General features: G+C 31.2%; 12 protein-coding genes. 6 read left to right on the forward strand and 6 right to left on the reverse strand.

All coding sequences use genetic code 11. The features are described 5' to 3' along the window. The 3 genes from Q1A46_RS15560 to Q1A46_RS15570 all read right to left on the reverse strand — a co-directional run. Window positions 1-3,761: PA14 domain-containing protein (locus tag Q1A46_RS15560; RefSeq protein ID WP_299680765.1), on the reverse strand; the 3,761-nt coding region annotated here is incomplete at its 3' end. Between the two features lie 497 nt (window positions 3,762-4,258). After that, entirely contained in the window at window positions 4,259-5,395 is a 1,137-nt protein-coding gene (locus Q1A46_RS15565) for a cysteine desulfurase family protein (RefSeq protein ID WP_299680768.1), read from the reverse strand. A 30-nt stretch (window positions 5,396-5,425) separates the two neighbouring features. Continuing rightward, the gene (locus Q1A46_RS15570) at window positions 5,426-5,974 is read right to left on the reverse strand and encodes a Smr/MutS family protein (RefSeq protein WP_299680771.1); all 549 of its coding nucleotides are present in this window, start codon (window positions 5,972-5,974) and stop codon (window positions 5,426-5,428) included. Window positions 5,975-6,080: 106 nt separating this feature from the next. On the opposite strand from Q1A46_RS15570, the gene Q1A46_RS15575 reads away from it, so the two are divergent. Continuing rightward, window positions 6,081-6,716: a hypothetical protein gene (locus Q1A46_RS15575; protein ID WP_299680773.1), complete on the forward strand. Its 636-nt coding sequence runs from the start codon at window positions 6,081-6,083 to the stop codon at window positions 6,714-6,716. Between the two features lie 23 nt (window positions 6,717-6,739). Here the strand turns inward: Q1A46_RS15575 and ppk2 (Q1A46_RS15580) are convergent, their stop codons facing one another. Beyond that, window positions 6,740-7,519 carry a polyphosphate kinase 2 gene (gene ppk2 / locus Q1A46_RS15580; protein ID WP_299681022.1) on the reverse strand — a complete coding sequence of 260 codons (780 nt, stop codon included), beginning with the start codon at window positions 7,517-7,519 and terminating at the stop codon, window positions 6,740-6,742. 30 nt (window positions 7,520-7,549) lie between these two features. Beyond that, window positions 7,550-8,407 (reverse strand): polyphosphate kinase 2, encoded by an 858-nt coding sequence (gene ppk2 / locus Q1A46_RS15585; RefSeq protein WP_299680774.1) that lies wholly within the window; start codon window positions 8,405-8,407, stop codon window positions 7,550-7,552. 72 nt (window positions 8,408-8,479) lie between these two features. Between ppk2 (Q1A46_RS15585) and Q1A46_RS15590 the strand changes: the two genes are divergently transcribed. Then, window positions 8,480-9,418, forward strand: a complete 939-nt coding sequence (locus Q1A46_RS15590; RefSeq protein ID WP_299680775.1) for a lipid A deacylase LpxR family protein — start codon at window positions 8,480-8,482, stop codon at window positions 9,416-9,418. 90 nt (window positions 9,419-9,508) lie between these two features. Continuing rightward, window positions 9,509-10,627: a DNA polymerase III subunit beta gene (dnaN, locus tag Q1A46_RS15595; protein WP_299680776.1), complete on the forward strand. Its 1,119-nt coding sequence runs from the start codon at window positions 9,509-9,511 to the stop codon at window positions 10,625-10,627. Between the two features lie 83 nt (window positions 10,628-10,710). Here dnaN and Q1A46_RS15600 read toward each other — a convergent pair whose 3' ends face one another. Beyond that, window positions 10,711-11,685 (reverse strand): hypothetical protein, encoded by a 975-nt coding sequence (locus Q1A46_RS15600; RefSeq protein ID WP_299680777.1) that lies wholly within the window; start codon window positions 11,683-11,685, stop codon window positions 10,711-10,713. 302 nt (window positions 11,686-11,987) lie between these two features. Here Q1A46_RS15600 and Q1A46_RS15605 point away from each other — a divergent pair, with 302 nt between their 5' ends. From Q1A46_RS15605 to Q1A46_RS15615, 3 genes are read left to right on the forward strand one after another with little or no spacing between them, the layout of a single operon-like run. Then, entirely contained in the window at window positions 11,988-12,752 is a 765-nt protein-coding gene (locus tag Q1A46_RS15605) for a ParA family protein (protein ID WP_299680779.1), read from the forward strand. A 1-nt stretch (window position 12,753) separates the two neighbouring features. Beyond that, window positions 12,754-13,641 (forward strand): ParB/RepB/Spo0J family partition protein, encoded by an 888-nt coding sequence (locus Q1A46_RS15610; RefSeq protein WP_299680782.1) that lies wholly within the window; start codon window positions 12,754-12,756, stop codon window positions 13,639-13,641. Between the two features lie 2 nt (window positions 13,642-13,643). Further along, window positions 13,644-14,228 (forward strand): DUF5683 domain-containing protein, encoded by a 585-nt coding sequence (locus Q1A46_RS15615; RefSeq protein ID WP_299680785.1) that lies wholly within the window; start codon window positions 13,644-13,646, stop codon window positions 14,226-14,228. Window position 14,229: the final 1 nt, after the last annotated feature.

Here is a 14,229-nt window from a genome sequence, read left to right on the forward strand (position 1 = left end):
GTGGTTCCGATTTGAACACTTGTTGTTGCACAAGTAATCGTGGCATCTGAGCCTGCATCAGCCGTTGGTAAATCGTTTATCGTTAAATTAATTGTAGAACTATCATCTCCACAACCTCCTGGTGATGTTACAGTATATGTTATTATTACAGAACCTGCTGCAACCCCTGTTACTACTCCTGATGAACTCACTGTAGCTATAGAAGTATTTGAACTACTCCAACTTCCTCCAGAATCTCCTGTTGTTGAAATCGTTACTGGAGTAGAAATACACACTAAAGGACCTCCACTTAATATTCCTGCATCAGGAGAATTAGAAGTTACTACATTAGTTGTAGTTCCTTGACCTTGATCTCCTCCTATATCTGCTATTCCTCCATTATTAACTAATAAAGGAACTCCATTAGAATCTACACCTCCTGATATTCTATCACTAGTTAATTGAGCTTGAGTTACATTTTCATCTGCTTCTATTGCATCTGGACATCCATCATTATCTGAATCTAAGTCTAAATGATTAGGAGTTCCATCTCCGTCCGTATCTAAACTACAAAATAAATTTGCAAAAGGTAAATCTTGTCTTGCAATAGTTCCTGGCAACTCATAATCAACATCTAAAGATTCTAAACCTCCATTTTCATAAAATAAAACTTCAACCTCATGTAAACCAACAGATAAATAATAGCTTCCTGAAGCTGTAACTTCTGGATGATCTCCATCATTGTCTACTATTTCATTTCCATTTATAAATAATTTCGATCCATCATCAGAAGTTGTATAAAAATTATACAACCCAGCAGTTGTAATATTTAAATATCCTTTGAATCTTAATCCATATGAATTATTGTCAGCAAATATAGAAGCAATAATGGCATCGACATCAAAAGATGTTGCTGTACCTGTAGCATCTGGACCAGATGTAGGAATATTATCAACAGTTAAGCCTGCTGGTGTACCATCATAATATTCATAAGAAATACTTCCTGAACAAGAACCTAGTTCATCTGTATCTAAAATTCCATCGTTATCATCATCTAAATCAACTATATCTCCTATTCCGTCATTATCAGAATCAGTAGTATCCACCAAAAGAGTTGCACTATTCGTAATGTTTATACAGCTGTTATTATTGTGAGATACTACTAAAAAGTATTCTGTATTATTTAATCCTGTTACATTTACAATATTTAATGTATCTGTATTTTCCCCACTATAATTTGGATCTGAGGCAGCGATTGCTGTACCTCCAGAACTTGGATCTCCAATATACCATTGATAATTTATTCCTGCGTTTGCATTACCTAATACTCCATAATTAGGTGTTCCCGCAGTATAACTAGTAGCATTTGAAGCTGTAACTGATGTGATTGTAAATAAAGTTGATACACCTGTGGGTACAATCTGATCGATTAATTCAGTAGCATCAACAGAAACTTCCACTGCAGTAAATTCTCCACCACCTGAAGACAATCCATCATACCCTCCAGTTCCTCCAGTAACCTGTCCACTTGAGCTTATACCAGTTCCATCTAAAACACCATCATTATTATTATCCACACCTCCAGATTCAACAACATCTAAACATCCATCACCATCAGAATCTGTATCTAAATGATTTGGAATATTATCATTATCAACATCATCAAAAGTACAATACTCAAAATTTGTAAATGTAAAAGTTACAGAACCATTATTAATACCATTATTGTCTTCTCTAGACTTTCTTGTTGTTACTTGAAATGAAGAAACTACACCATCTATGGATACATCTGTATAACTTTGATTGGCATTTCCTCCTGATATAAAAGAAGTTATTGTTGGAGAAGCTGTACCATTATTATCTATATCAAACAAGACTCCATTTGTATTTGGATCACCTGCATTGGTACCATTATAATCATCATTAATTAATGATGAAACTGGATCAGCAAAACCTGCTAAAAAAACATTATTCGCTCCCAAAGGCCCTATTGAAGTTATAGTAACTTTATCCCCTTGGTCTATTCCTGTCCATCTGAATTTTGCATTAACTACAGGTTCACTAAAGGTAAAGGTATATACTACTGAATCACCTGTACCATCATCAGCATTATTACCTTGAACTCTAAGTGTAGTAGTGTTTTGAACTTGTAATTGAGTTAAATTTGCATTGACTGTAGTAGCCGAAACATCTACATTAACGCCATCATGAACATATATATCATTAATAACTCCAGCACCAGTAAAAACACCAGTTGTTCCAACATTTAACTCTCCAGAAGGACAATTCACTCCTTCATTACTATCCGTTATTCCATCATTATCGTTATCTGTATCACAGTAATCTGGTATTCCATCTCCATCTGCATCTTGATTATCGTCAAAACCATTACAAACATCTGAAGCATTAGGCACTCCATCTCCATCATCATCACACTGGGTATCTCTAGTATCAAAATCTGTAGAAGTACCAATAGATTGTCCTCCTGAGACTAAACTAGGAACACCGCTACCATCTTGACCTCCCGTAATTCTTCCTGAACCATTAACTTGTGCTATGGTTATGCCTACTCCACCTTCTAAAGCATCAAAACAACCATCACCATCAGAATCTAGATCTAAATAATCCTTAACCCCATCATTATCTGTATCTTGAGTTTGACAAAAAGAAAAATCTCCTATAGCCATAGCTTGATTAACACTTGGAGAGGCTCCTACATTTCGATATCTAACTTCTAATTGAATTACCCATTGTTGAATTCCATCAATTATAAAACTTCCGTCAGTACCTGTTCCCGTAATAGTATTACCAGAAACCGATTGACCATTTGGAGTATACTCAGATGAGTTTAAAGTATGAGTAGAACCGTCAGCTAATGTAAAAATCAAATCTACATTATCAGTAAAATTAGGTCCTGTATCTACATCAAACAATGTAAAACCTAAATTAAATATTGGTTCATCAAATATGAATGTATGCCTTGATTCTGACGTAGCTGTTGATGACTGAGTTAAAACATAACCGTCTCCAACAAAAGTTCCAGTTAAGTTTTGTATTCTATATTGTTGGTTATTTAGTACTCCTATCACTTGTCTTTGGATAGTCATTCCAACACCGTTAATGTCAACAGTAGGATTTTGAAGAGGATCTTCCCCTGTATTATCAGCCGTACCAGCTGTATATTCAGAACTCCAATCTAGGGTAGAGTCTACACCTGTACATGTACCATATTCTAATACATCTAAGATACCATCATTATCGTCATCTGCATCAGCTGTATTATTAAAAGAATCTGAATCTGTATTCGGAATAGCTGGATCAGCTGGTGAAATATTAATATCTGCTACCCAACCTGATCTATTTACAAAATTGTCGGATTCAAAAACGAAATGCAATTGTGAACCCGTAGAAGTTATAGTACCAGGTATTCCCCCATTACAAAAGAAACCTATTCTATTAGCTGGATTTGCGCTATTCCCATTATAAATATGGATAAAATCAAAACAAAACCCACCTCCTGCATCTTCTACATCAAAAGATGTAAAATTAACAATCAAGTTCCCTCCTGTTGAAGAAGTTAATGTTATACTATTATTTTCATTAAAACCATAATTACCACCGGAACCACCACTATCAACAAACGTAGCTCCATTGCTAACAGTTTGATCAGCATCAGTGATTCTTATTTCTTGTGAAAATAATTGATTGAATGAAACAGAAATAAAAAATAAAGCAACAACAAGTATTGCCTTTGGGGATTTTAAAGGGTAAAAGTTTCTCATTATGACAACTTCTGATTGAAAACTTACTTAACTATATTCTTATCAGCCATCAAATGTAGTGTGTAAAAAAATCTTAATAATGAAAATATGCAGAGAAGCAAATATATCCCTCCGTATGATAATCTCAAAGTAAAGACCCTTAATACAAGCTATTACACTTGAAAGCGGGGGGAACATATTTCGTGCGCAAATATATACTTTTTTAACATATTTAGCACATTTTTTAAGAAACTTTTTTTCGAAAAAAGTCACTTTTTTAACACAAAAAAAATAAATTATTTAAGACATTCGTCTTAAACACTCAAAAAACCTTACGATAAATTAAAATATTTTTTATTCAAATAAAAACTCGTTAACAATTTCAATAATCAAAAACTATTATGATTAATTTTAAAATCATATAAAACTATCAAAAAGAATCAAAATTAAAGCTTTTAAGAAACTTAAAAAAAACACCAATCAGATTACATGAGTTAGCTTTTAAAAATAGCAGAAAACTAAACTATAAGCTTTTTAAGTTTTTCAACAACAAAATCTACTTCTTCTTTTGATGAAAACTTACTAAAAGAAAAACGAACAGATGATTTTTGAATTTCTTCCTTATTTAGAATTTCAATAAGTACATGTGATTTTTTAGAAGCTCCACTTTGACATGCACTTCCCCCAGAAGCAAAAACACCGTTTAAATCTAAATTGAATAATAACATTTTATTTTCAACAGGAAATCTAACATTTAAAATTGTAGATGATGACTTTTCTAAATTCCCTGAAACACCATTGAATAAAATGTTCGGAATTTCATTTACCAATTCAGAAATAAAGTACTGTTTTAACATTTTAATCTTCACCATATCACTATTTAGATCAGACAACGAAATCTCTAATGCCTTTTGCATACCTAAAATTGAATGTAAATTTTCTGTACCAGATCGCTTTCCTTTTTCTTGACCTCCACCAAAAAACATCGATTTAAAAGAAAGATTCTTTCTTACATAAAGAAAACCAACACCTTTAGGACCATGAAACTTATGTGCACTAGCCACTAAAAAATCAATATTCAACTTCGTTAAATCAACATGAAAATGACCAACAGTCTGAACAGCATCAGTATGAAAAAAAGCATTATTTTCGCTACACAGCTCACCCACCTTTTCAACAGGTAAAATATTACCAAGTTCATTATTCACCCACATTAAACTAACTAAAGTTAATTTTTTATCATTAGTTAATTTTGTTTTTAAATCTTCTAGATTAACTTCTCCTTTATCATTAAGCTCAGCATACTCTATTTCAAAATCATATATTTTACTTAACTCTAACAAAACATCCAAAACAGCATGATGCTCTATCCTTGAAGTAATAACACGCTTTACATTAAGGTTTTCAATAGCATTTCGTAACACCAAATTATTAGCCTCAGTTCCTCCTGAAGTAAACACAATTTCTGCAGAAGAAGCATTTAAAAAACCAGCTATTTTTTTTCTAGCAGTTTCTAAAACAACTTTAGCCTTTCTCCCCATTTCATGAATCGAAGAAGGATTACCAAAGTTATTATTCATTGACTCCATCATCACATCTACTACTTCTTTCAGCATTGGTGTAGTAGCAGCATTGTCAAAATAGACTTTTTTCATACCTTATATATAATGTACAAAAATACAGATTTATTGATTTTGATACACATAAACCTCTGTTGCTCCTAATCCGTATTTTTGATAAGATGCATCATAAAATTTAACAGGATATCTATTTAATAAATAATGTAATTCAGATTTTAAAACACCTTCACCAACTCCATGAATAAAAATAATTTTAGAAATCTTCTTTTGAATACAATATTCTACTTTTCGTTTAGCCGTATCAATTTGAACAGAAAGTATATCATAATTATCCATTCCTTTTCTAGATTTCACTAATTTCTCTATATGTAAATCGACCTCCATTACAATTTCATTTTTATTTTTAATGAATGAAGTTTTCTTTTTTCTACCAGTATCAACAGTTTCTTTTTGCCTTAAAAATCGATTATCATTTTTAGAATATCCTGATATTTTATTTTGCTCTACACCTATCTTGACTAAATCTGAAGAAATAAAAGACATTTCCATTCCATCGTCTGTTCTAATAAAGACTTCATCTTTATTAATTTTAACCACAACTCCCTTAATAACATCGTCTAAAACAGCTACTTTATTACCAATTTCTAAACACATAGTTAACTTTAAATTAAAAAAAAGAAACAGAGCTCTTTATTACTTTTGTACTCAATAAATAATAGCAAAAATACACTTAAAGTCCCCTTAAAACACTATTAAAACAATGATAAAAACTACTAATTTCGAAACTAAAGTTTTTTTTGAAGATGCCAAGAAAGATTTAATTGTTTCAGAAGAGAGGAAAGATTTATTGTATTCAATCGCAGACAAAATTGTAGAAGAATTAGAGGACAGAGACAAAATCAACTTAAATTTTATTTGCACACACAACTCTAGAAGGAGTCAAATGGCACAAGTTTGGTCTTTTTTCGCTATAGAATATTTTAAACTTGACAACATTTTTGCTTATTCAGGCGGAACTGAAACTACTGCTTTTCATAGAAATACAGTAAAATGCTTACAAAAAACAAGTTTTGATTTTAGTGTTGAAGATTTCTCTCATCAAAATCCTTTATACTTAATCTCCTTTATAGGGTCCAAGAAATCTATTAAGGGATTCTCTAAAACTTACGACAACGAAAATAATGATTACCCATATTTAGCGATAACTACTTGTGATGATGCTGATGAAAATTGCCCTTTTATTCCAGATGCAATTCATCGGTTTCATTTACCATACACAGACCCTAAAGTAGCTGACAACACAGATATTCAAAACGAAAAATACTTAGAAACTAGTAAAAAAATTGCTGGTGAATTATTTTTAGTTTTTGAAGAAGTAAAAAGATTACTTTCTTAAAAGTAATCTTTTTTTATCATTTTTTAAATCTCAGTATTTTTATCATAAGGAATACTATCTAGAATATGTTCTATACATTCTATTCTAGCTTCTGTTTTCCTGTTGGCTCTTATGATTTTCCAGGGCGATAATTCTGTATTCGTTTTTTTAAACATTTTCTTTTTATATACAGTATAATCATCCCAAAGTTCTTGAGCTCTTTCATCTACTCGAGTCATTTTCCACTGTTTAAGTGGATCATTCTTGATATCATCAAAACGTTTTTGCTGTTCTTTTTTAGAAATAGACATATAAATTTTCACTAAACGAATTCCTGATTGTAAAATCATTTTCTCAAAACCGTTCACTTGCTTCATAAAAACTTTATACTCCTGTTCTGAACAAAAACCATTTACAGGTTCAACTACAGCCCTATTATACCAACTCCTATCAAACAACACTAACTCTCCAGCTTTTGGAAATTGCTCTACATAACGTTGAAAATACCATTGTGTTTTTTGCTCTTCGGTCGGCTTTGGCAAAGCCACAATTCTCATGTGACGTGGATTTATCCTTTCAGTAATTCTTCTAATCGCACCACCTTTTCCAGCAGCATCTCTACCTTCAAATAAAATTATAATCCTTTCATTATGCTCAATTGCCCAAGTTTGCAACCTAATTAATTCAACCTGTAATTCTTCAAGTTTATGTAGATAATTAACATATCTTAATGCTTTATCTATATTATATGGTTCTCTTGAAAGTATAGCTTTAAGTCCATCTTTTGAACTTAATTTTTCCACATCACTTTCTGATAGATTCATCTTAGAATTCCTTTTATTTTCCATAAAATTTTAATCGTTTTGAACAACAGATCTATAATATCTCATTACAATATTTGGATCTGGATTTAAATATGTCATCGCATCTTCTTTCCCATCATAATCGAACTTAGATAACACATGACGAATCGCTTCTAATCTTGCAGTTTTTTTACTATTTGTTTTAATAATAGTCCAAGGACAATAAGTAGTATGAGTGTTAGTAAACATTTCTCCTTTATAATAAGTATATCTATCCCACAACTCCTGACCTTTTTTATCTACAGGACTAAATTTCCAGTGCTTTAACGGATTATCCATTCTAGCTTCAAATCTTTTTAATTGCTCCTTTTTAGTAATCGACAACCAGAACTTAATTACCACAACACCATCTTCATACAACATATGCTCAAACTCTGGAACCTGAACCAAGAATTTCCTATACTGAGCCTCAGTACAAAACCCCATAACAGGTTCTACCACTGCTCTATTATACCAACTTCTATCAAAAAAAACAATTTCCCCTGGGTTTGGCAATTCTTTTATGTAACGCTGAAAATACCATTGCCCCATTTCTACTTCAGTAGGTTTATTTAAAGCAACTAATCTAGAAGACCTAGGATTTAAATGCTCCATAAACCTTCTTATATTACCTCCTTTTCCTGCCGCATCTCTACCCTCAAATATAACCGCAACTCTTTTATTATTCTTGGCTATCCATTGCTGAAGCTTTACTAATTCTATCTGTAATTTTTTAAGTTCTTTTTCGTAAACTAAATCTTTTTCTACAGATTTAAACGGAATATTATTCTCATCAATAAAAGCTAACAGCTCTTCATTTGTTTTAATCCTCAAAAAATCTTGTTCAGTAATTTTTACTTTGTTGTCCATATCCAATAAAACTAACACTAAATTATAAATTCTTCATTAGAATACTCTATGTTTTTTTGTTATTTTCGTCTGGTGAAAAAAACATTTTTATTATTCTTTGTCATTATTAATTGCTATGGTCAGGAAAAGTTCTCAAAACAATTCAGTTTTGTTAACGACAATGATCTATATATATCATTCTATCAGGATAGATACTACACTAACGGTGCTTTTTTAAACTACTCTTACTTAAGTACAAAGAAATCAGACAAAATTCAAAAAAAGATTTATAATTTTCAGATTGGACAAAAACTATACTCTCCTTTTAAGGCAAATGTTCAGTTTTTAAGTGAGCATGACAGACCTTTTGCTGGATATTTATTTGGAGGATTTGGCATTAGTTACTTCCTTAAAAAGAACTCTTTATTTAGAATTAGTGGTGAAATTGGCGTAATTGGACCTTCTGCTTTTGGTGAAGAATCTATGAATTTTGTTCATGATATTTATGGTTTTGAAGCAGCCAATGGATGGAAATACCAAATCCAAGATGCTTTTGCTTTAAACTTCAATTTAGAGTATACAAAACAACTAGCAACATCAAAATATATTGATTTCAATTGGATGAATACAGTTAATGTAGGAACTGTATTTTCTGATGTTTCCACAGGTTTTTTATCTAGAATTGGAATTAAACCACTACAAAACATTGCCAACAGCATAGCTTTTAACAGCAATCTAAATAATGAACTCACTGATTTTAACAACGAAATTGAAGTTCTTTTCTATGTTAACCCTATGCTTCGATACGCAATTTACGACGCCACAATACAAGGAAGCTTTTTAAACACAAACAATCCAATCACATACGAACTTAAACCTATTGTATTAACTACGGAATTAGGCTTTAAATTCACAGCTAATAGATTTAATTTTAAGTATGCTATTATTCATCATACCAAGAAATTAAAAAGCGTTAAAGTTCCTAGCGGAAACATATACGGAAGTATTGGTATTAATTATCTTTTCAACTAATCAACAATAAGTACAACAATGTTGATAAAATAATTTTTAAAATAAACGGAATAGAATATCTTTGTACATCAAATTCTTTAGAAAAAAACAATGAAATTTATTGTATCTAGTTCACATTTACTAAAACAACTACAAATTTTAGGTGGAGTAATCAACAGCAATAACACCTTGCCTATTTTAGACAACTTTTTATTTGAACTTTCAGAAAATCAACTAAAAGCTTCTGCTTCTGACCTTGAAACAACTATGAGCGCCGTTGTTAATGTTGAAAGTACAGATACAGGTTCAATAGCTATTAATGCACGTTTACTTTTAGATACACTAAAAACTTTTCCTGATCAGCCGTTAACTTTTAAAACTGAAGGAGAAAACACTATTGAAATCAGTTCTGAACAAGGGAAATATGACATGGCTTATTATGATGGAGAGGAATTTCCTAAAGCTATAGAATTACCTTCTCCTAGTAGTACAGATGTTCCATCACATGTATTATCTACAGCTATTTCTAAAACGATATTTGCTGCTGGTAATGATGATTTGAGACCCGTGATGAGTGGTGTATTTTTTCAATTTAACTCTAAAGAATTAACTTTTGTAGCTACTGATGCTCACAAATTAGTAAAATATACTAGAACTGATGTTTCTGCAGACAAGTCTGCTGAATTTATTATGCCAAAGAAACCTTTAAATATTTTAAAAGGTATACTTGGAGGTTCTGAAGAAAATGTAACGATTGAATATAATGACACTAACGCTAAATTTACTTTTGATAATGTAGTATTAGTTTGTCGTTTAATTGATGGTAAATACCCTAATTACGAAGCTGTAATTCCAAAGGAAAACCCAAATAAATTAACAGTAGACAGAGCTTCATTCTTAAACTCTGTAAAACGTGTTTCTATTTTCTCTAGTAAAACAACTCATCAAATCCGTTTAAAAATGGCTGGAACTGAGTTGAATATTTCTGCAGAAGATTTAGATTATGCAAATAAAGCTGACGAGCGTTTAAACTGTGATTATCAAGGCGATGATATGCAAATTGGTTTTAACTCTCGTTTTTTAAGCGAAATGTTAAACAACTTAAATGCTAATGATGTTCAATTAGAAATGAGCTTACCAAATAGAGCTGGAATTTTAACTCCAATTGATGGTACTGAAGAAGGAGAACACGTTACTATGCTAGTAATGCCAGTAATGTTAAATGGATAATTATTTTCAATTTGATATAAAATAAGAAAGTCCTGATGAAATTTCATCAGGACTTTTTGTTTGCTAACAATTATTACTAAAACTTAATAGAATAATGTTCTTGTTCTAGTTATTCCATTCCAAGTTGCTTGATGCCTAGTCATTCCATCTAAAGGAATATAAACATTTGGAGCTACTGGAAAACCAACAGACCAATTATAAACTCTTTGATGTTGGTTACAATTTGTACATCCACTACTTCCTGATGTATTTAAAAACACAGGTGGGAAACCGAATGTTGAGTTTACTCTGTATGATAACTCAAACTGTAAATTATTATTTGCTTTAATATTTTTCCACCAAGACCACCATAAAAATCTTCTACGTTGCTCAACTAAAGTTTTAGCACCAATAGAACTATAGAATACCCAGTATCCGTGAAATTGTCTTGACTTCATTCTGTGGTTATTATTGAAATTATCAAAACCTGTTTGATTTCTAGCTACAAGGTTCTCTCTACCATCTTTTATAACGTTATCATGTTTGTAAACAGTTAACCCTTTACTAAATTCAATTGTTTGACCATTTTCCATTTTAATACCTCCTCCATTATATTTTTCAAGAAAAGTATCAATTTCATCATCTCCCCCTTCTACATAAGTGTATACAAAATCCTCATCAATTCTAAAGATTTTATCTTCTATACCTATTTCTCCATCTTGGTTTAACATCAATAATAACATATCATCATCAGAAGCAACAGTAGGAATATTTTTTTCTTCAATACCTAATTCTTTTGCTTCTTCAGCCTCTAAGTTATACACCATCAATAAAGGATTGTAAATTCCTTTATCAGAAAAGGCTCTTGCCTCATCTAATAAATCTGACTTTGATTCAATACGTTCAGCAACAAAAGCTTCCAATTCTCTAACAGAACCAAACCTTAGCATTCCTACTTCTCTTCCTTTACTAGAAATAGCTGCTAACTCTTCAGATTCATTTGATTCTTTAATAATTTCTTCATCTTTACATCCTATAACCATGATTGCCATCATGATTAAAAAAAACATTTTTTTCATTATAAATTTTATTTAATTAGTTTTTTACCTACTCATACGCTTTTCGGCTTCCGCGATTTTTAAGGTTGATCATTCCTTTTAAAACAATTGCTTTCTTAAGTTGATTGATAAAAACAACACTGCAAACATAGTAGCAACATGAATTTTACATATCATGTTAAATCCTATTTTAAATAGTGAAAACCCCCTCAAAAAAAACAGTGAAGAAATCCTTTAACCTTGAATATTTTTTTTGTTAATATTTTAGTATTTATTAAGTCATAAATAATTGTATTTTTACGTTCGGTAAATACATGAGAAGTATGAGTAAAATCATTGCAATAGCAAATCAAAAAGGAGGAGTTGGAAAAACTACAACTTCTGTAAACTTAGCCGCGGCTTTAGGCGTATTAGAAAAAAAAGTTTTACTTATCGATGCAGATCCACAAGCAAATGCGACTTCTGGATTAGGTATTGATGTAGATAGTGTAGACATTGGAACCTATCAAGTTTTAGAACATACTGCCACCGTAAAAGAAGCTATAGTAAAAACAGAATCTCCTAATGTTGATTTAGTACCTGCTCATATTGACTTAGTTGCTATTGAGATTGAACTAGTTGATAAACTTGAGCGTGAATACATGCTTAAGAAATCATTAAAAGAATTAGAAAACGATTACGATTATATTTTAATCGATTGTGCTCCTTCATTAGGATTAATAACACTGAATTCTTTGGTAGCTTCTAATGCTGTAATTATACCTATTCAATGTGAATACTTTGCTTTAGAAGGATTAGGAAAATTATTAAACACAATTAAAAGTGTTCAAAAAATACACAATAAAGAACTAGAAATAGAAGGACTATTATTAACGATGTACGATGCGAGATTGCGTTTATCTAATCAAGTAGTAGATGAAGTAAGAAAGCATTTTAACTCTATGGTTTTTGAAACAATAGTTCACAGAAATATACGTTTAAGTGAAGCTCCGAGTTACGGAGAAAGTATAATTTCATATGATGCCACAAGTAAAGGTGCAGTAAATTATATTAACTTAGCAAATGAAATTATAAATAAGAACTCATAAAATGGCAAAAGCAACAAAGAAGCAAGCATTAGGAAGAGGATTATCAGCTTTGTTAAAAGAAACTGCAGAAGTAAATTCTGCTTCAGATGAAAACGCCGATAAAGTTGTTGGTAGTATCATTGAAATTGATTTAAACTTAATTGAAGTAAATCCTTTTCAGCCAAGAACTTATTTTGATGAAGACGCGCTACAAGAATTAGCAAACTCCATCAGAGAGTTAGGTGTTATTCAACCTATTACAGTTAGAAAACTAGCAGAAGATAAATTTCAATTAGTTTCTGGAGAAAGACGTTTTAGAGCTTCTAAATTAGTTGGTAATACTACAGTGCCAGCTTATATTCGTATCGCTAACGACCAAGAAATGCTAGAAATGGCGTTAGTGGAAAATATTCAAAGGAAAAATTTAGATCCAATTGAAGTTGCTTTGTCTTACCAAAGATTAATAGACGAAATCAAATTAACTCAAGAACAATTAAGTATTCGAGTTGGTAAAAAAAGGTCTACAGTTACTAACTATTTACGTTTACTAAAATTAGATCCTATTATTCAAACAGGAATGAGAGATGCATTCATTTCTATGGGACATGGTAGAGCTTTAATTAATGTAGAGAATCCGTCGGATCAGCTTAAAATATATGAAAAGATTTTACGTGATAAATTATCTGTTAGACAAACAGAAGATTTAGTAAGAGCTTTAAAATCAGGAAACTTAGCAAAAGCTAGCAAGAAAAAAACTTTACCATCTTCTATAACAAATAGTATTCAAGATTTTAATCAATTTTTTGATGCTAAAATTAACGTTACCGTAGGAAATAATGGAAAAGGTAAAATTTCTATTCCTTTTACATCCATAGAAGATTTTAATAGAATAAAAGATTTGCTAAAATAGAATTGAAAAAACTTTATTACATAATACTATTTTTAGTGTGTACTAATTTGTATGCACAAAAAGATTCTACTCAGGTACAACAAGTTTCACAATTACAACTGAAGTCACCTAAAGTACAATACAATCCTTTATCACCTTCAAAAGCGGCTTTTTACTCCGCTATAATTCCTGGAGCTGGTCAAATATATAATAATCGATATTGGTGGCAATTGCCTCTTATTTATGGAGGAATGGCAACTAGTATTTATTTCTTTATAGATAATAGTAATGAATACGACCGATTTAGAACAGCTTTTAGACAAAGAAGTGCAGGATTACCAGATGAATTTACTTTAGCAGATGGAACTCAGATTATTTCAACTGCAGGATTAGAAAGCGCACAGCGTCAACTAAGACAAAATAGAGATTTATCGTTATTAACTACTGTACTTATATACGTTTTACAGGTTGTAGAAGCCAGTGTAACAGCACACTTAATACAATTTGATGATAGTGATGACTTATCTTTAAGTCCGGCTGCAATACCTAGTAGAGATGCTTACGATGCTACACCAAAAGTAGGTTTAACTTTAAAATATACTTTTTAAA

This window comes from uncultured Tenacibaculum sp., assembly GCF_947502995.1.
GTDB lineage: Bacteria > Bacteroidota > Bacteroidia > Flavobacteriales > Flavobacteriaceae > Polaribacter.